This is a genomic window from Plantactinospora solaniradicis, from assembly GCF_042658085.1.
Classification (GTDB): Bacteria; Actinomycetota; Actinomycetes; order Mycobacteriales; family Micromonosporaceae; genus Plantactinospora; species Plantactinospora solaniradicis.
Genome location: NZ_JBHSPR010000007.1, coordinates 573852 through 592173, shown reverse-complemented (window position 1 = coordinate 592173; position 18322 = coordinate 573852). Strand labels below are relative to the sequence as shown.

Annotated in this window: 17 protein-coding genes; 7 read left to right on the top strand and 10 right to left on the bottom strand. The window is 71.0% G+C overall.

Annotated elements, in window-relative coordinates; all coding sequences use genetic code 11:
• Positions 1-34: 34 nt before the first annotated feature.
• Positions 35-766, top strand: a complete 732-nt coding sequence (locus ACFP2T_RS08630; protein WP_377419468.1) for a MerR family transcriptional regulator — start codon at positions 35-37, stop codon at positions 764-766.
• Here the strand turns inward: ACFP2T_RS08630 and ACFP2T_RS08625 are convergent.
• Positions 736-1467, bottom strand: coding sequence for an FkbM family methyltransferase (locus ACFP2T_RS08625; protein ID WP_377419949.1), 732 nt, complete (start codon positions 1465-1467; stop codon positions 736-738). The two genes, ACFP2T_RS08630 and ACFP2T_RS08625, sit on opposite strands and share 31 nt — an antisense overlap.
• A gap of 236 nt (positions 1468-1703) precedes the next feature.
• Here ACFP2T_RS08625 and ACFP2T_RS08620 point away from each other — a divergent pair, with 236 nt between their 5' ends.
• A complete protein-coding gene (locus ACFP2T_RS08620) occupies positions 1704-2900 on the top strand; it encodes a glycoside hydrolase family 3 N-terminal domain-containing protein (RefSeq protein WP_377419466.1) in 1197 nt (398 codons plus the stop codon).
• A 53-nt stretch (positions 2901-2953) separates the two neighbouring features.
• On the opposite strand, the gene ACFP2T_RS08615 is transcribed toward ACFP2T_RS08620, so the two are convergent.
• Both ACFP2T_RS08615 and ACFP2T_RS08610 read right to left on the bottom strand, forming a co-directional pair.
• Positions 2954-3271 (bottom strand): type II toxin-antitoxin system PemK/MazF family toxin, encoded by a 318-nt coding sequence (locus tag ACFP2T_RS08615; protein ID WP_377419464.1) that lies wholly within the window; start codon positions 3269-3271, stop codon positions 2954-2956.
• Positions 3268-3519 carry a hypothetical protein gene (locus ACFP2T_RS08610; RefSeq protein WP_377419463.1) on the bottom strand — a complete coding sequence of 84 codons (252 nt, stop codon included), beginning with the start codon at positions 3517-3519 and terminating at the stop codon, positions 3268-3270. Before ACFP2T_RS08610 ends, ACFP2T_RS08615 begins: the two co-directional genes overlap by 4 nt.
• Before the next feature lie 205 nt (positions 3520-3724).
• Here ACFP2T_RS08610 and ACFP2T_RS08605 point away from each other — a divergent pair, with 205 nt between their 5' ends.
• Entirely contained in the window at positions 3725-4096 is a 372-nt protein-coding gene (locus ACFP2T_RS08605) for a PadR family transcriptional regulator (RefSeq protein ID WP_377419462.1), read from the top strand.
• Entirely contained in the window at positions 4093-5463 is a 1371-nt protein-coding gene (locus tag ACFP2T_RS08600; RefSeq protein WP_377419460.1) for a permease prefix domain 1-containing protein, read from the top strand. The genes ACFP2T_RS08605 and ACFP2T_RS08600 overlap by 4 nt, the downstream gene beginning before the upstream one ends.
• Positions 5464-5479: 16 nt before the next feature.
• Here ACFP2T_RS08600 and ACFP2T_RS08595 read toward each other — a convergent pair whose 3' ends face one another.
• Entirely contained in the window at positions 5480-6196 is a 717-nt protein-coding gene (locus ACFP2T_RS08595; RefSeq protein WP_377419459.1) for a histone deacetylase, read from the bottom strand.
• Positions 6197-6318: 122 nt separating this feature from the next.
• Here ACFP2T_RS08595 and ACFP2T_RS08590 point away from each other — a divergent pair, with 122 nt between their 5' ends.
• Positions 6319-8961 carry an Hsp70 family protein gene (locus ACFP2T_RS08590; RefSeq protein ID WP_377419457.1) on the top strand — a complete coding sequence of 881 codons (2643 nt, stop codon included), beginning with the start codon at positions 6319-6321 and terminating at the stop codon, positions 8959-8961.
• Between the two features lie 20 nt (positions 8962-8981).
• On the opposite strand, the gene ACFP2T_RS08585 is transcribed toward ACFP2T_RS08590, so the two are convergent.
• Both ACFP2T_RS08585 and ACFP2T_RS08580 read right to left on the bottom strand, forming a co-directional pair.
• A complete protein-coding gene (locus ACFP2T_RS08585) occupies positions 8982-9428 on the bottom strand; it encodes a hypothetical protein (RefSeq protein WP_377419455.1) in 447 nt (148 codons plus the stop codon).
• A gap of 110 nt (positions 9429-9538) precedes the next feature.
• Entirely contained in the window at positions 9539-9691 is a 153-nt protein-coding gene (locus ACFP2T_RS08580; RefSeq protein ID WP_377419454.1) for a hypothetical protein, read from the bottom strand.
• A gap of 108 nt (positions 9692-9799) precedes the next feature.
• On the opposite strand from ACFP2T_RS08580, the gene ACFP2T_RS08575 reads away from it, so the two are divergent.
• A complete protein-coding gene (locus ACFP2T_RS08575; RefSeq protein WP_377419452.1) occupies positions 9800-11470 on the top strand; it encodes a glucuronyl esterase domain-containing protein in 1671 nt (556 codons plus the stop codon).
• 83 nt (positions 11471-11553) lie between these two features.
• Here ACFP2T_RS08575 and ACFP2T_RS08570 read toward each other — a convergent pair whose 3' ends face one another.
• The 4 genes from ACFP2T_RS08570 to ACFP2T_RS08555 all read right to left on the bottom strand — a co-directional run bounded on the left by ACFP2T_RS08570 (position 11554) and on the right by ACFP2T_RS08555 (position 16993).
• A complete protein-coding gene (locus ACFP2T_RS08570; RefSeq protein WP_377419450.1) occupies positions 11554-12405 on the bottom strand; it encodes a hypothetical protein in 852 nt (283 codons plus the stop codon).
• Positions 12406-12408: 3 nt separating this feature from the next.
• The gene (locus ACFP2T_RS08565) at positions 12409-12903 is read right to left on the bottom strand and encodes a SigE family RNA polymerase sigma factor (protein ID WP_377419448.1); all 495 of its coding nucleotides are present in this window, start codon (positions 12901-12903) and stop codon (positions 12409-12411) included.
• Between the two features lie 230 nt (positions 12904-13133).
• The gene (locus ACFP2T_RS08560; protein WP_377419446.1) at positions 13134-14303 is read right to left on the bottom strand and encodes a SecDF P1 head subdomain-containing protein; all 1170 of its coding nucleotides are present in this window, start codon (positions 14301-14303) and stop codon (positions 13134-13136) included.
• Between the two features lie 98 nt (positions 14304-14401).
• Positions 14402-16993, bottom strand: a complete 2592-nt coding sequence (locus ACFP2T_RS08555) for a PQQ-dependent sugar dehydrogenase (RefSeq protein WP_377419444.1) — start codon at positions 16991-16993, stop codon at positions 14402-14404.
• Between the two features lie 245 nt (positions 16994-17238).
• Between ACFP2T_RS08555 and ACFP2T_RS08550 the strand changes: the two genes are divergently transcribed.
• Positions 17239-18322 (top strand): acyltransferase family protein (locus tag ACFP2T_RS08550; RefSeq protein ID WP_377419443.1); only part of this gene is annotated, 1084 nt, incomplete at its 3' end.

The following is an 18322-nucleotide window of genomic DNA, read 5'->3' as shown; positions in this document are numbered from 1 at the left end:
GACGGTAGAACTTTGCCGCAGGGAGAAAGTCAAGATGTGGCGGATCGGGGAACTCGCCCGCATGGCCGGCGTCACCGAACGTACCTTGCGTCACTACGACAAGATCGGACTGCTCGTGCCGGCGGCCGTCGACCGCGCAACCGGCTACCGTTGGTACGGCGTCGCCGAACTGTCCCGACTGGAACGTATTCGTGGACTACGGCGCCTCGGTCTGCCGCTGCGCCAGATCGCCGACGTGATCGACGCGCCCGACACGCAGGTCCGGCAGGCCCTACGTGAGACGGTGGCGGCCATCCACCGCGAGATCGCAGCCCTGGCCGAGGTCGCCGACCGCGCCGAGGACCACCTCGCCCGGCCGATGTCGATCCTGCCCCGGCAAACCACCGTCGGCGCGCGCCACCTGCACGTGCGCTACCTGACCGTCGGTCACCCGCGCGAGATCGCGGTGGCCTGCGCCGCTCGGCCGACAACCCTGCTGACCTGGCTTCGTGGGCACCCCGACGGTGGCTTCACCGCGGCACTGGGGACCGGCCGCACCGGCGAGCGGCTCACCCTCCCGGCCCGCACCGTGGTACGCGCGGTGGTCCCGTCGGCGAACGGGATCGTGCAGGCCGGGCAGGACCTCTTCGACTGGCTGCACCGCCACCACCTGGTCATCGCCGGCCCCACCGTCGAGGAGCAGGTCGTCGACGGCGACGGCGTGCGCGCCGCCATCCTGGAAGTGCCGGTAGAGGATCAGTTCACGCCGCCGCTCCGACGGCGGTAACCGCCGGGGCGCCTGCTCAGTCGGGCGTAGACGTCGCCGGAGCGACCGAAGGGGCGGAAGAATTCGAGGAGCCGCACGAGTTCGGTGGCGTCCAGCCAACGGTCGCTGGCGAATCGCATGCTTTCGACCGGTGAGTAGTTGTAGCGGTATCCGCCTGCCGCCGTACCGAGCCCGTCCACAATGGCGAGAGCGGCGAGGGTTTTCTCATGCGCCGAGGGAATGTACTCGAAGGACAATGCGTGCAAGGGCTGGCTAAGCCCCTCCAGCACGTTTACCTCGAAACCCTCGACGTCAATCTTGCAGAAGGACGGCACGCCGTGGATCGCGATGAGGCTGTCGAGGGTCGTGACGTTCACGTCCACGGCGCGGTCCCACCTCACCCTGGCGAAACTACGATCCGTCGTGACGGAGCCGATCCATTCCGGTGACATCGTCGAGACCGTCGGAGTTGCGGTGGACAACGCCATTCTTGCCCGTCCGGCCCGCGCCCCGAGAGCGACGGGAACGACGGTGACGTTCCGGTCCTGGCGAAAGGCCCAGCGCAGGATCCGTAGACAGTCGGGCTGTGGTTCGACGGCGACCACGCGCGCGCCGAGTCGTCGCCAGGTGCGTATCCGACTTCCTACGTGCGCGCCGACATCGAATCCAAGGTCTCCCGGCCCGAGGAATTGGCTGTAAAGTCGCCGGGCCCGTCGATGCATGTTCGGTTGGCAGTGGTAGATGAGGAGGGACCGAATAATGCCCCGGGCCCGAGAGAGCATGCAACGACCGTACCAGTGCCGATAAACGTTCATTTCGCGATTCGGTAAAGCCGGCCGTACATTTGCCTCCTCGACTTCCTGATCTTGTCGTGCCGTCCGGAGTGCCTTGGCGTCGGGTACTTCGAAGGGCCGCGATTTGCTCCCCGGCCCAGCCACCCGGCCGTAGCGTGGATCGGGTGAACGACGCCCACCTGCCCCGGCGGCTGTTGCTGACGGGCATCGGCGCGGCGGCGGTGGCGGCTCTGCCCGGCTGCGGGGCCGGCACCTCGAAGACGCCCGCACCACAGACGGCAGGCTCGCCGCAGTCCTCGACGACCCGGCCCGCGGGCCCACCCCGGCCGGGCGGGGAAGCGTCGCTACGACGCAAGATCGCCAGCCTGCTCGTGGTCGGTTTTCGAGGCGAGAAGCTTGCCGAGAACGACTGGATCATGAAAGCGGTCAGGGACGGTCTCGGCGGCGTCATTCTCTTCGACCGGGACCTGAAGACGAACGCCCCACGCAACATCAGTTCGCCGGGCCAGGTCACCGCACTCGTGAAGAGCCTGCGACAAGCCTCACCGGGTCGACTTCTCGTGTCGATCGACCAGGAGGGCGGCCAGGTCACACGCCTCAACCCCAGCAACGGCTTTCCGGCCACAAGGTCCCAGGCCGACATCGGCGCCGCGAACTCCACGTCCACCACCCGGGCCTGGGCCCAGGGGATCGTCCACAGCCTCACCTCGATCGGCGTCAATCTCAACTACGCCCCGGTCGTCGACCTGAACCTGAATCCCAGCAACCCCGCGGTCGGCAAGCTCGGACGTAGCTTCTCCGCCAACCCGAGCGTCGTGATCAGGAACGCGACCGAGGAGGTTCAGGTCCACCGCGCCGCCGGCGTCAAGACCGCCCTCAAGCACTTTCCCGGCCTCGGCACCGCGACCGGCAACACGGACTTCGCCGTCGTCGACGTCAGCAAGACCTGGCATTCCAGCGAACTCGAACCGTTCCAAAGCCTGATCCGCAGTGGCAACGCCGACTCCATCCTGGTCGCCCACCTGCTCAACAAGCAGCTCGATCCGAGCCGACCGGCATCGCTGTCGCCAGCGGTGGTGACGGATCTGCTCCGTGGCAGGCTCGGCTGGAAGGGCGCCGTCGTGAGCGACGACATGCAGGCGGCCGCGATATCGAGCAAGTACGGCCGCGACGAGGCGGTCGCGATGGCGCTCGAGGCCGGCGTCGACGTGCTCGTGTTCGCGAACCAGCAGGTGTACGACCCGAAGATCGTCGACGAGACGCTCGACAACGTCGTCAACCTGGTCCGGAAGGGACGCCTGACCGAGGCGCGGATAGACCAGTCGGTCGCCCGCGTCGACGCCCTCCGTCCGAGGCGCTGACCGGTCGCGGGCCGGGGATCGGATCCGATCGGACAGTCGGCGGCCGCGATCGGTCAGAGTTCGAACAGGTCGGTCAGGGCGGCGCCGAGACGCGACATGCTCGCTCCGGTCACCATCCCCACCCGCTCCACCGCGACGGCGGTCGGGATGCGCCGCACCCGGTTCACCACCACAACCCCGGCCATGGGATCGGGTTCGGCCAAGGGGATCACGAACGGCGGCAGGTGGGTGTGGTCCGCCTGGCGGACGATCGGGGCGCAGTACGGGGCCGCCGACGGTCGGTCGTTGTGCGCGTCGCCGGACAGGACGATGACCCGATACTTGGCCTGCTGTGCGGGGTCGCCGATGGTCCAGATCTCGCCCCGGTTCACGCCGCGCCCGCCATGTCCACCCAGCCGGCGTCGACGTTGTCCGCGTACCGGTCAAAGCTGTCGAGTTCGTCGCGGACGTCCGGGTTCGCGGCCAGCCACTCCTCGTGCCGGCGGGCCGCCGCCCGGATGGCTTCCCGTCGGGCGGCGCGGTCGATCCAGGCGGACAGGGACAGGCCGTCGTGCTTCGCCGCCTGGCGGGCCCGGGCGAGCGTGTCCGGGTTCATGCTCAGCGTGACCTTGTCTGCCATACCGCCGATGGTACGCCCAGTGGTACGCGCGGTGGTATCAGTTCACGGCCGATCGGGTACCGGCGCCATCGGAGCGTGGGCGGGACGGAAGCCGAACTCCGACAAGCACCCCCGGTCGTCGGCGCGGGGCAGCGCACTGGGCCGGATTGCGTGCTCGCTATACCTAGAACTACTATGCATTGAGGTTCTAGGGTTAGGGGGTTGCATGCACATCACGAAAGACCTCGTCGCGGCCTCGGCGACTCCGCTGGTGCTGGGGATCCTGGCCGACGGCGAGAGCTACGGCTACGCGATCCTCAAGCAGGTCAACGAGCTGTCGGGCGGGCAGTTGGAGTGGACCGACGGTCTGCTCTACCCACTGCTGCACCGCCTGGAGCGGCTCGGCCACGTCGAGTCGGACTGGCAGACCCCGCCCGGGGGACGCCGCCGCAAGTACTACCGGATCACCGACCAGGGGCGGGCCGAACTCGCCGAGCAGCGCCGCCAGTGGGCCGCGGTCGTCGACACCCTGCGGGGCGTCTGGAACGCGTCCCAGTCCATCACGTCGATCACGGCACCGGCCTGGGAGGCGGGATGACGAACGCCGCCAACGACAACGAGCTGGAGGGCCAGATCGCCGAGTGGCGGGCCTACATGCACCGCCGTCGGGAACTGAACCACACCGATGCCGAGGAGCTGGAGGACCACCTTCGTAGCCGGATCACCGAGCTGACCGAGGTGGGCCTGCGCGCCGACGAGGGGTTCCTCATCGCCGTCAAGCGGATGGGCAGCCTCGACGAGCTGTCGCGGGAGTTCGCCCGCGAGCATTCCGAGCGGCTGTGGAAGCAGATCGTGCTGCCAGGGGAGCCGGACGCGCCCGCCGCCGCCCGTTCCCGTCGCGAGTTGCCTGTCATGGTGCTCTGCGCGGCCCTCGCCGCCCTCGCGATCAAGGTGCCGAGCTGGTTCGGGCTCGACCTGGACGACGATGCCGGCTTCTACGCGCGAAACTTCAGCCTCTTCGCGCTGCCGGCGCTGGCCGGCTACTTCGCCTGGCAACGCCGGGTCGGTCCTCGGGTCATCGGAGTGCTCGCGGCGCTGTTCGTTCTCGGCGCGGTCGCCGCGAACGCGTATCCGCTGGCCGATGACTCGCAGACGACCGTGCTCACGGCGATCCACCTGCCACTCGCGCTGTGGCTGGTCGTCGGCGTCGCCTACGTGGGCGGTGACTGGCGTTCGGACCGGCGACGGATGGACTTCATCCGGTTCACCGGGGAGTGGCTGATCTACTTCGTCCTCATCGGACTGGGCGGTGGCGTACTCACCGCCTTCACGGTCGGCACCTTCAATGCCATCGGCCTGGACGTCGAGGGATTCATCGAATCGTGGTTGCTGCCGTGCGGCGCCATGGCCGGGATCGTCGTGGCGGCCTGGTTGGTGGAGGCCAAGCAGAGCGTCATCGAGAACATGGCGCCGGTGCTGACCCGCGTCTTCACGCCGCTGTTCGTGGCCACCCTGCTGGCCTTCCTGGTCGCGATGATCTGGACCACCAACGGCATCAACGTCGAGCGCGACGCGTTGATCCTGTTCAACCTGCTGCTCGTCGTCGTGCTCGGCCTGCTGTTGTACGCCATCTCCGCCCGTGACCTCACGGCCCGGCCCGGCCTCTTCGACCGCCTACAGCTCGCGCTCGTCGTCATTGCCCTGATCATCGACGTCATGGTGCTGCTGGCGATCACCGGCCGGATCACCGAGTGGGGCTTCAGCCCCAACAAGAGCGCGGCACTGGGCGAGAACGTCATCCTGCTCACCAACCTGGCGTGGTCGGCATGGCTGTTCCTCGGCTTCGTGCGTGGCCGCATGCCGTTCGCCCGGCTGGAGCACTGGCAGACCCGTTACATGATCGTGTATGCCGCCTGGGCCTGGATAGTCGTCCTCGCCTTCCCGCTCGTGTTCGACTTCGCCTGAGCCGGGTCCGGCCCGCTCATCCTGCCCGGTACAGGGCAGGGTCGGGCGGGCCGTCACGGACCGCCCGGAGCACCACCTCGTCGACGTCCGCCGAGTGCCACCGGCCCGCGATGCCGGGCCGACCAGCCAGATAGGCGGAGATCTCCCCAGCGGTCCAGCCGTGGGCCTCGTGGATGCCGCTCGCGATCAGTCCGAGGTATCTCGGCGCCGGTGACGCCACTTCGACCTCCCCCGCCCGCCAGGGCGCGGTGAAGGTCAGCAGCGGATGGCCTTCCCGGGTTCCGGCGCAGACGAGCGTCTCGTACCGGCCCGGCCCGAGGCGCGCGCGCCCCTGTGCCACGGCCGCCTCGATCAGGTCCAGGTCCCCGCCGGGTGGCCGGTACATCTCCTGGGTGGCGATATCGGCGAACTGTGCTGCGGTGATCAGGTACGCGCGAGCTGCCGCCCGGCCGGGGAGTTCGGGATCGTAGAAGGCCATCCCTCCCGTCCAGGCCATCGATTCCAGGGCGAAGTAGATCCCGCCGGGCAGCATGACGGGAATGGTGCGCCGAGGCGGTCGGCCGTCGCGGCAACCCGGGTAGCGGCGTCGTCCCCCCTCCGGCTGTCCCCCGGCCAGGTAGTACCGCAGCCGGCCGGCGTGCATGTTCGAGCCGTACGCCGCGTACCAGACGAGGTCCGCGGCTCTCGTCGTGGGCGCGTCCAGATCACTGGGCGTTCTCGGCCCGAGCGGCATACCGACAATGATCTCATCGGGAAATCGGGTCCGGAGGAGACCCGCGGCATCCGCTGACCTCGCTGCGTACCGGGCCGGCGCCGCCACCGGGCACCGGGAGGGGCTGGCGTAGGGTGGCCTTCGTGGGGGACGAGGGGTTCCGGATCGGGATCGACTTCGGCACCTCCAACACCGCCGCAGTGCTCGCCTTCCCGGACGGGCGGATCCGGCCGTTGCTGTTCGACGGGTCTCCGCTGCTGCCGTCGGCGGTGCACGCCGACCCGCTGGTCGGGTTGCTGGTCGGCCGGGACGCGACCCACGCGGCGCGGGCCCGTCCAGACCGTTTCGAACCGCATCCGAAGCGCTGCGTCGACGACGGCGCGGTGTTGCTGGGTGAGGCGCGGGTGCCCGTCACGGACCTGGTCGCGGGGGTACTGCGGCGGGTCGCGGCGGAGGCGTCGCGGGTGTCCGGCGGCGCGGTGCCCCGGGCGGTGCTGACCTGCCCGGCGGGCTGGGGACCACGGCGGCAGGAGGTACTGAGGACCGCCGCCCGGGGCGTCTTCTCCGACGTGGTCCTGGTGCCCGAACCGGTCGCGGCCGCGACCTACTTCGTCGCGGTCGCCGGCCGCCGGGTGCCGACCGGTTCCTGCCTGATGGTGTACGACCTCGGAGCCGGGACGTTCGACGCCTCCGTGGTGCGCCGTACCACGGAGGGGTTCGAGGTCCTCGCCATCCATGGTCTGAGTGACGTCGGAGGGCTGGACATCGACGCGGAGATCGTCGCCGCGCTCGGACACACCTACCGGACGCGGGACGAGGCCACGTGGCGGCGTCTCGTCGAGCCGCAGGATCCGGCCGACCGACGCGCGTCCCGAACGCTGTGGGAGGACGTACGCGCGGGCAAGGAACTACTGTCGCGGGCGGCTCACACCAGCGTGCACATACCGCTGTTCGACGACGAGGCTCCGGTGGGCCGGGAGCAGCTCGACCGGCTGGCCGGACCGATCCTCGAGCGAACGGTCGCGGCGAGCCGTGCGGTGCTGGACGCCGCGGGGGTGGCGCCGGAGGACCTGGCCGGGCTGTTCCTGGTGGGCGGGGCGAGCCGGATGCCGCTTGCCGCGGCCCTGCTGCACAAGCAGTTCCGGGTCGCGCCAACCGTGGTCGAGCAGCCTGAACTGGTCGTCGCCGAGGGCGGCCTGCACATCCGGGGATCGGCGGCGCCAGCGGCCGGGCCGGAAGGGACCGACGCCCCGTCGCCGCTGCTGCTCGCGTCGGCGCGGACCCCGCCCGGCCCGGCGGACGGTCCGCAGGACAGGGCGGGCCCGCCCACCCGCCCCCGTGCCGGGCTGCGGCTGCGGCTGCGGCGCAGGCTGACCGCCGTCGCGTTGGCCGCCACCGTGGTGGTCGGCGCCGCTGCTGCCGTCGTCGCCGAGCAACTCTCGGGCTCCGCGTCGAGCGGTCTGACCGCCGTTCCCGAACCACTGCGCGGAGACTGCCGGGACGGTGACGGCGCCACGATGCCGGGCGCGGCCAGGACGCTGCTGTGCCGCGACCCGCAGGGACAGCAGGCGACGGTCGGGCTGTTCGACGATCGGGAGGCCGTCGAGAGTGCGTACCAGCAGGCGGTACGCGAGGCCGGAGTCACCCCCGGCGAGGGCGACTGCGCCACGGCCACGACGGGGGAACACAGGTATCCGGCCGCGGGTACGGCGACCGGACGCGTCCTCTGCTACACCGGTGAGTCCGGACGCACCAGCATCGTGTGGACCGACGACCGGGGCCACACGATCACCCGGGCCGAGGCGCCGAGCCGGGACGCCGCGCCGGTGCTGCGCGAGGCGTGGCTGGCGTGGACCGGTGCACCGGCCTTCCCCACCCGTGAGGAGCGTGACCTGATCGACCTGCTCGCCGCCGCCGACTGCCGGCGAGCGCCGATCGGCCTTCTGGACGACTTTCCCGGTGCGCTCGCCGGAGTGGAGTGCAATCCACAGGGGGTCGGCGCCCGTACCGCGTCGTACCTCCGGTTCGGCACCGTGGCCGACCTGCGGTCCGCGATGGACGGCCAGGCCGCGGCGGCCGGGGCGCCCACCGGTGTCGACTGCGCCGACGGCGCCGCGCCCGGATTCCTCGGCGCCCGTCGCTACGACCTGCGCAGCGTCGAACTTGGCACGCTGCTGTGTCAGCCCGGACCGCAGAGCAGCCTGGTGATGCAGTGGAGCGTCGAGTCCCTGCTCGTGGCCGGTCGGGCCGTCGGCGCCGACTCCGCAGACCTGGCAGGCTGGTGGCGGGCCTACTCGGGCCCACCGGTGGCCAGGATCGTCGAGGCGGTCAACCGCCAGTCCGCGCCGCCGTTTCCGACCGCCGGGGAGAGCGACCTCCTCTCGCACATCCCGCAACGGTCCAGAAAAGACTGTCTGCGGCCATCGGGCGAGCAGGTCCGCAAGAACGTCGGCTCGGAGCCGGTCGTCGCCGTCGTGTGCGGGCCCACCAGCGGTGCCCGGATCGTCTTCTACTACCGCTTCCCGGACGTGCGGGCCATGCGGCGAAGCTACGGCAGCGGCCGCACCGGCGGCGCCGACTGCACGAGGCAACCACGGCGGTTCGAGGGGGAGTCCTCCTACCAGCGGGGGCGCGTCACGGGCCGACTACAGTGCGGCAGCGACGAGTCGGGCAACCGCTGGCTGGAGTGGACCACGGACCAACTGGCCGTCCAGGCGTTCGCGTTCCAGGGCGGCGACCCCGCCGCGATGATCGACTGGTGGCGACACGACGCCGGGCCCAGCTGACCGGCAGCGCGCACCCGGGATCAACCCAGAACGGAGCCGCCGATGTTGGCGGTGCCGGTTCCCGAACTGCTGCCCTGACTGGTGGTCTGAACCCGACCGTTGAACATCCCGACCAGGCTCACGTCGCCCTGGCGGAACTTCACGGTCAGGCTCCACTCGTGACGCCTGCCGTCGGCCGGCACGTCCACCGACTGACGCCACGGCAGGCGCGCCGACCGTCCATCGGTGGCCTTGCCGTCGAGGACGTAGGTGAACGAGTCGATTCGCGCGTCACCGGTCGCCGTCAGCACCAGGATGTGCGGCTGTCGTGCCGGCGCCGTCGAGGTCGCGTCGATCGCGGGACCGGTCGTGGTGGAAGCGGGAGCCGGCGAGCCCGCACCCGATGGAGCGGGGCTGTCGTCGCAGCCGGCGAGCACTGCGATCAACAGGACCGTGCCCGCCGCCAGCGGGCGTACGCCAGACAGCATGGGTTCCAGTTTAGTCAATGATGATCGGTTTACGGCAAGCGCGTACCCGGCTCTGCCCGGGACGGGCTGTCGAAAGTTTCGGAGATCTGGCGTCGGCCGGGACGGCGTACTCAGCCGCGTCGGGTGATGCCGATGCGGTCCGCGCCCGGCGGCGATGGGTCGAACAGGTCGGCCGCGCGTCGGACATCCACCGGTTTGCCGTGGTCAGCGCCGTGACGATCGGTGATCAGGCGACGATCGGCGAGGAGGGTGGAGAGTGTCACGGCGGTATTGACATGTTTCAGTATCTTGCTGAAAACTTAACCACGTCTACATCCGTGATCTTCGATCTATGTCGACGCGTCCATCACCTACCCGGAAGGAGAGCCCCAGTGATCAGCAGCTCGGGCCGCTCTAGGATCAGTTCGACGGTCGCCGTGTTGGCGGTGGCGGCGCTCGCGGTCGCTGGTGCGGTGACGGTAGTGGCGAGAACGGCGGTCGCCGGGGCCGCGCCGGTTGGCGGTGTGGTGGCGGCGGCGTCGGTCGAGGACGAGGGTGCGGACTGCGCGGTGTCGTTGCCGGGGTCGACGACGGCGAACTCGATGCTTCCTGATCCGTTCCTGAGGTTGAGTGGTTCGCGGATCACGAGTAAGGCTGACTGGCGGTGTCGGCGGGCGGAGACCCGGGAGTTGGCGGAGCGGTACGTCTACGGTGACAAACCGGCGAAGCCGACGAGTGTGACGGGTACGGTGTCGAGTTCGAGTATCACGGTGAACGTGTCGCAGAACGGTCGGAGTTCGAGTTTCTCGGCGAGTGTGCAGTTGCCGAGTGGTTCGGGGCCGTTCCCGGCGGTGGTGGTGCTGGGTGGGTTCGGTGCGGACACGGCGGCGATCAGGTCGGCCGGTGCCGCTGTGATCAACTACGATCCGTACGCGGTGGGTCGGGAGGGTACGCCCCGGAACAACAAGCAGGGTGCGTTCTACAGCATCTACGGTGCGACGAGTAGTACCGGGTTGTTGATGGCCTGGGCGTGGGGGGTCAGTCGGATCATCGACGTGATCGAGCAGTCCGGTGGCAACATCCTGCGGGCGGACGCGACGGGTGTGACGGGGTGTTCGCGGTTCGGTAAGGGTGCGTTCGTGGTCGGTGTGTTCGATCAGCGGATCGCGTTGACGATGCCGATCGAGTCCGGTAGTGCCGGTGTGCCGATCTTCCGTGGTATTCCGGGTGAGGGTGCGCAGAGTCTGAGTAGTGCGTACGGGGAGCAGCCGTGGTTGGGTGACGCGTTCGGTTCGTTCACGGGTAGCCCGAACAACCTGCCGGTGGACACGCATCAGATGGTCGCGATGGTGGCGCCGCGGGGGTTGTTCATCATGGACAACCCGCACATCGCGAATCTGGGTCCGAGGTCGGCGAGTGTGGCCGCGTTGGGTGGCGCGGAGGTCTACAAGGCGCTCGGTGCGGGTGAGAACATCACCTACTGGTCCGATGTCCAGGACGGTACCCACTGTGCGAACCGGGCCGAGTGGCGGACCCCGTTGCAGCAGAACATCCAGAAGTTCCTGTTGAAGACGGGCAACGCCGCCGGTGCGATCAGGATCTCCAGCAGGGCCGCCGGCAACCTGTCGCAGTGGCGGAACTGGCAGACCCCGACCCTCTCCGACGGCCCGACCAACCCACCCACCACCCCGCCCACCACAACTCCGACGACTCCACCGACCACCACGCCCACCACGCCGCCCACCACCGGACCGACCACCCCGCCGACCAGTGGCGCCTGCTCGGCATCGGTGTCGCTCAACCAGTGGACCGGTGGGTTCGTCGCCACGGTACGGGTCACCGCCGGCTCCTCGCCGGTCAGCGGCTGGACGGTTTCCATGACCCTGCCGTCGGGCACCGGCGTGACCAACTCCTGGAACGTCAACCGCAGCGGGACCACCGGCGCGGTCCAGTTCACCAACGTCGCCTACAACGGCTCCATCGCTGCTGGTCAGTCGACCGAGTTCGGCTTCCAGGGCACCGGTACCGGCACCGGACTGTCCCCCACCTGCGCTGCCAGGTAGTTCTTTCCACGCGGCGGGTCTGGGCCCCGGTGCGGAGGCGACAAGCCTCCGCACCGGGGAGCCGCAGTGGGCGATAGGAAACCTCATGGGAACAGGTAGAGCTCCGAGGCGAGCGCAAGCTCGACGATCTGTTCGGTGGTGAGAGCCGGAACTGGGCGTGTTGCCACAGGCTCAGGACCTTGCCGATCATTGTTCGAGATCAGGACGTTGACGATCGTCTGTCCCCGGTAGACCAGCGCGGTGAAGGTCCGTGGATGCTCCGCCGGCAGGGGCTCCAGTTCGGTGCCCGTTATTACGGTCGTCCCCTCCGGTCCCGGACGAACGGTGCAGGCGGAATGGGTGGTGGTCTCGCACCGGGCGGCGGCCACGGCGCCCGCCGCCGGGCTGGCCACCCCGACCGTGAGATAGAAGTCGCTGGTGCCCTCGGGATCCTGGATCACAGCCCGCGCGTCCACCCGGTCGCCGCCCCAAGGCTGATCACCTCCTGGCGGGCGGATCGGCGCCCGATCCGGCAGGCTGAAACCGACCAGGGGGCCGGCCAGCGCCCCCGGCGCCGCGAGATACTCCGCGTCAGGCAGCATCCGGGGCATCGCGTAGGAGAGATAGCAGGTCAGACTCGCGGCGGCCCAGTCCGCCAACTCGTCCGACAGCGGCTGGTCCGCTGCGATGACGCCCGGTGGACGGGGGCCGGGCGGCGATGGACACTGGGGGGCGGCGGCGACCGTCGTGGTGGACGGGCCGATCATCCGTGGCGCGACCATGACGCCCGCACCGACCAGCACCACGGCCAGGCCGGCCCCGGTCACCCCGGCCAACCGCCGGATCCGCCGCGAGCGCCGTCCCGCCGCGAGCACCGCGTCGGAGGTCAGACTCATCGGTGGTTCCGCGTCGGTGGTGTACGCCTGAAGCAGCTCTCGTACCTCGGTCTCCTGCATCTGCTACTCCTTGGTCAGCACGGGATCGCCGAGCGCTCCGCGCATGGATTGGATTCCCCGGGCCGTCTGGCTCTTCACCGTGCCTTCGGTTATCCCGAGGAGGGTGGCCACCTCCGCGACCGGCAGGTCCTCCAGATACCGGAGCACCACGGCGGCCCGTTGCCGAGGAGAGAGTTGGGCGAGAGCGTGGCGGACGGCCAGCCGTACGGCGACGTCCACCCCGGCTGCCGGCAGGTCGGGTGGGTCCGGTGTGACCGCCTCCCGTCGGCGGTTGCGCCGGTCCGACAGGAACGCGTTGACCAGGACCCGCCGGGAGTAGGCATCGACCGATTCGGCGCGGACCCGGGGCCAGTTCCGGTACAGCCGGACGAACGTGACCTGGACCAGATCCTCGGCGGTGTGCCAGTCGCCGGACAGCGAGTAGGCGAGTCGCCGCAGCGGCTCGGCCCGTACGGTGAAGTACTCGACGAACTGTTGTTCCCAATCGGTTCGGGCCACCTTGGCCCCCCTCTCTTCGACACCCCATCTACTCCGCGGGGCGCCCGGAGGTTGCCGGTCGGTAGGAGATAACGCGGGGAGGTGCGCCCAGCACCGGCCCACGCCGGACGGGCGGAAGCATCGGTGTCCGCCACCGCCGGTCGCGGACCGTGCGCGGCGACCGGCGGCGAGGCTCGGAGACTGGAGTCGACGTGCCTGGTCGGTTGCCGGCGATTGCCCGATGGGCCGGGTCAGCCCGGATCGCTGGTCAGTTCGACGATCCGGAGTACGACGGGCAGCGCGCCGGAACGGAGCTGGCTCGCCATTCCCGTCGCCTCGGCCCGGGTGAAGCCCCCGGTGATCTGGGCGTCGCCGGTCATCACGTCCTGCACGGTCGGAGCCGAGAGCACCACGTCGTCCACGACCATGGCCAGCCGGTTGGTCCCGCCCGTGCCGGTCGACACCGTCCGGCTCAACTCGGTCCACCGTTGCTGCCCCGCCGGGGTGAAACGGATCGTGACCACCCATTCCCCCTGGGTTTCCACGCTCGCCGTCGCCTCCTTGACGTCCTCCCCGGAGAGCCCGGCGGCGGCGAGCAGGTACTTGTTCGCGGGGCTGGACCGGTCGCAGGTGGTCGACGGCTGGTCGGCGGCATCGGCCGGTTCGGCCGGACGGGCCAGCAACTGCGTACACGTCACCATCGGCACCGCGTACCGCACCTCGGCCGGCAACACCGCGACCTCGGCGGGGGACAGGGCCGCGAACGGTGCGAGCACCTGCCTCGTCAGGGCGCCGGCCTGCTCGGGCGGCGACAGGCTCCGGGCGAACGACTGGGCGACCTCGTACGCCGGGCCGAGCTTGGCGATCACCTGCTCGAGGGTGGGCGGCGGCCCCGTTTCCGGAGGCGGAGACGATTGTGTGCCGGTCGGCCCGGTGTCGGGCGGTGCGGCGGCGGTGGCGATCACCTGACGAAATCTCAGCTCGCCGACGGCCACCAGTGCGCGCAGCGGCTCGGCCTGGTCGGTCCCGGAGACGCGTACGACGATCCCTCGGTCACCCGAACGGGTCACCGACGCATCGTCGAGGTCGGCGGCTTCGGCCCGGTCGGCGAGCATCCGCCTGGTGCGTTCGAGCGTTTCCGCATCGGGCACCCTACCGTCCCGCCCGACCGCCTCCACAGTGATCGTGGTGCTGCCCCGTGGGTCGCCGAAGATCCGGTCGCGGCCGACGAAGGCCACCACCCCAGTCCCGGCACAGCAGAGCAGGAGCAGCGTCAGGCCGCCCGCGACGGCGGCCAGCACGACCGGTCGGCGCACCCCACGGACCGGGTCGGGCGCAGGTGCGGGCGGTGGCCCGGAAGGCGGCGGTACGGGACCGGCCTGCGGCGCGGCGGGCACGGTGGGGGATTGGTCCGGCTCCATGGGACGAGCCTAGAAGCCGGGCACCACGTCCGGGAGTCTGTCGCACGGCGCGGCGCGGCGCCGCGCCGCCGCGGCGACTCGATCCCGGCCGCCGGATCTCAGGCCCGAGGCCGGAGCAGGGTGAGCCGCTGGCCGCCGTACTCGGAGACGTAGAGGTTGCCGGTGCCGGGCTGCTCGGTGAGGTCGAGCGGGTCGGCGAAACCGGTCAGCCCGGTCAGCCCGGTCTGCGCGCCGACGATGTCCTGCTGGGCGCCGCCGGGTTCGAGTACGACGATGTCGTCGCCGCCGCTGTAGCGGACCACCAGGAGCCGGCCCCGCAGGACGCCGCCGAACGCGCCGCTCCGGTATTCGATGACGCCGTTGGGGGATCGGTTCAGCCCGAAGTCGTACGCCGCGCCGCGCCAGTTGCGGTCCGGAAGGGTGCCCACCGGATACTGGCCCACCTCGGCCGGGTCGGCCCCGGCCGTCGGGTTGCCGCCGTTCAACACCCACTCGCACCGGGCCGGATTGGGATGGCCGTAGTAACCGCCGCGTTCGACCCGGAACAGGTAGTCGTGCTGGGTGGTGGGGACGTTTGCCAGGCCCGGCACCGCCGGACCGGTGTACGGGCCGTTGCCACCGGCATCCAGCCGCCGGACGCACTGGCCGGGCAGCGGGTTCGGCGTCGCCGGGGTGCCGCCGCCGGCCGCCGAGCCGTTCGTCGGTACGTACAGCCGGCCGTTGCTGTGCCAGACCAGGTCCCAGGCGTTGCGCACCCCACTGCCGTACACCGTGACCGGCGCCCCGGCGGCGAACGGGTCGTAACCGCCGCCCTCGGCGGTCTGCACGTTCAACGTGGTCGCACCGACCGCCGCCACGTCGACCCGGAGCACCGCGGCACCCAGTGCCCGCTCGGGACGCTGTCCCCAGGCGTTGTCCGGGGCGCCCATCGCGGTGTTGGAGCCCTGGTTGACGTAGAGGGCGCCGTCGGGGCCGAAGGCGAGCCCGTTCGTCAGGTGGTCACGGGTGCTGCGGGGCAGCCCGACCACCCGGTCGGCGACGGTGCCGAGCGCGGACCCGCTGAGCCGGCTGATCCGGCCCGTCCAGTCCGGCATGCCGCCGTAGCCGTACGCGGTGTGGGTCACCCAGAGCACCAGGTTGCCGGCGGTGGCCGCCGGATCGAAGGCCATCCCCATCAGCATCCGGTCACCGCCGTTCGCGGTACGCAGCGACTCGATCACCTCACCGGCACCGAGCGTGCCGTCGGCGTTCACCGGATAGCGGAGGACCTGCCCGGTGGCCACCCCGGCGTAGAGCCGGCCGTCCGGGCCGAACGTCACGCTGGTGAAGACCCGTCCGGCGGTGCCCGGCAGGGCGACCTTGTCGAAGGCGACCGGCCCGCCCCCGCCCCCGGTCGGCAGCGCCCCGGTGGTGAAGGTGGCCGCGTACGGGAGGAAGGCCGCACCGGAGGTGTCCCGTACCCCGGAAGTGATCTCGAAGCGGTAGGCGGTGTCGGCGGCGAGCAGCCCGGTCGGCTGGAGCACGACGATGTCCCCGCCACCGCTGGTGTTGCGGTTGGCCGGCACCGCGACCCCGTCGGCGATCCGGATCAGCCGGACCGTCTCCGGGGTGAGGGTGCCGGCGTCCACTCCGGCGCCGACGGTCGGCAGGTTGACGGTGGCGGCCAGGGCGGTGTCCCGGAGCACCCCGGTCGAGCCGGTCGCCGGGGTCACCCCGGTGAACGCCGGCCGGATGGCCGCCTCCGGCGCCGGCACCACCTCGACATGGGTGATCTTGGTGTTCCGCCCGCCGGCCGCGTCGACGGTCAACCGTCCGTCCAGCACCCGGGTCAACGTCGTCGCCTGCCGGTACTCCGCGCGCGGTGTCGGGTTGTACGGGCCGACCACCGCCGAACCCTCCACATTGAGCTGGTGGAGGCTGTCCACGGACGGGCCGTCACCGGCGCCGACCGTCACCGCGTACGTGCCGTTGGGCCGGGCCAGTTCCCAGGCGCCGGGCAGCCGGACACCACCGAAGTTCGGCACGTCGCCGCCCTGCATGTGCAGGATCGTGTCCAGCCGCTGGTCGATCCCGCTCCGGTTCCGGTCCCGGCCGTTGCCGACCAGGTCGCGCGGGGTCGCGGTGCCCGGGGCGACCCACCCGTACGTCAGGCCACTGCCCTGACCGGTGCCCGTCCGGGCCCCGTACGCCTGGCCGAAGTCCCGCAGGTAGCCGGCGGGGATCGGCGCGGTCTCGCTCTGGAAGTTGACCCGGACCGCCCGTGCGACGGAGAACCGGGCTTCGAGGAGTTCGGTCCCGCCACCGGCCAGGTCGAGGGCGGCGGTGACGGCGTGCGCCCCCTCGGTCAGCCCGGCCGTCGACCACGGTTGCGCCGTGCCGTCGGCGGCGGTACCGGCGAAGTCGTACGGCGCCGCGCCCTCGGTCTGCCGGGGCGGTCCCGCCATCGTCGGGTCGTCCAGGAAGAACCGGACTCGGACGATCTCCGTCGCCGGCCGGACGAAGATGTACCCGGTCTCGCCGAGGGTCGCCTCCGGCAGCGGTACCGCCGCGGACCGGTTCGGGGCCGCGCTGACCGCCAGTTCGTGGACCGGTGCTCCGGCCGCCGACCCGGCGCCGGGCACCAGGGACAGCGGCACACCGAGCAGCACGGCCAGCAGCGGGCGGAGGCGACGGAACGGGGACGCGCGCATGGACGACTCCCTCGGCGACGATCAGGATCACACCGGGCGTCCGCGACGCTACGGAGCGCGATGCCCCGTCCGTAGTGGACTGTGGGGCAGCTGACCGAATCTGCCCGGAGGAGTCGGGCGCGGTGGGGCGGGACGGGCCGAGCCGGTCGATGTCGTATCCGTCGGGACACGTCCGGGCATCGCTATTACCTGGTCGTGACAGTCTGCGGACGGCCTCCGGACATGGCGGTGGCACCTTCGCTCGGGTGAGTTCCCCGCCGATCCTGTCCGCCCCGCCGATCCTGTCCGCCCCGCCGGACACCGTCCGCCCGGCACCGTCGCCCCGGGCGCGGTGGGCCGACGTCGCCAAGGGCGCCTGCATCGTCCTCGTGGTGCTCTGGCACGTCATCGTCAAGCACTACCTGCGGATCGAGTGGCACCTCGGCGTGCCGCTGCCCGGAGTGTGGGGGACCCTGGGTGAACAGTTGCTGCCGCTGCGTATGCCGCTGTTCTTCGCCATCTCCGGGCTCTTCGCGGCGAACGCCGTGGCCCGGCCGTGGCGGTCGGTGGCCCGGCCCCGGATCGCCCGGTTCCTCTACCTGTACGCCGGCTGGCTGCTGATCCATACCGTGCTGCTGGCCGCCGCACCCGGCTTCCCGACCGACCGGGCCACCTCGGCGCCCGGCCTGCTGGCCGAGCTGACCGTCACCCCGTCCAACCTCTGGTACCTCTACGCCCTCGCGCTCTACTTCGCGATCGCCAAGGCGGCCAGCCGAATCCCCCCGCCGGTGCTGCTCGCGGCCGCGGCGGTCCTCTCCGCCGCCGCAGTCGGTCTGCTCGCCACCCCGGGCAACCGTGGCGGCGTCTACCAGAACCTGGTGTTCTTCCTCGGCGGCCTGTACCTGCGGCCGTACCTGCTGCGGTGGGTGGAGACCGCGACCCGGCGCCGCCTGCTGCTGACCGCCCTGGGGTACGCGGCGGCGCTGGTCGGCATGGCCGGGGCCGACGCGCAGGGCTGGCCGGGGGTGTGGTTACTGGTGTCGGTCGCGGCGGTGGCCTTCGGCCTGACCGCCGCCGCGCGGGTGGCGCGGTGGCGGCGGGCCGGCGATGCGCTGGCCGCCCTCGGCCGGCGGACCCTACCGGTCTACGTCCTCCACCTACCGCTACTGGCACTGGCCGACCGGGTGCTGCTCGGCCCGCTCTCCCGTCTGGGCCGGGCCGGCCAACTTCCACTGGCGCTGGGCTATCCGGTCCTGCTCACCGCAGCCCTGCTGGGCCTGACCCTGGCGCTGCACCGAGGGCTACTGGCCCTGCGGGCCGGCTGGCTGTTCGAGTTGCCGGCGCCGAGCC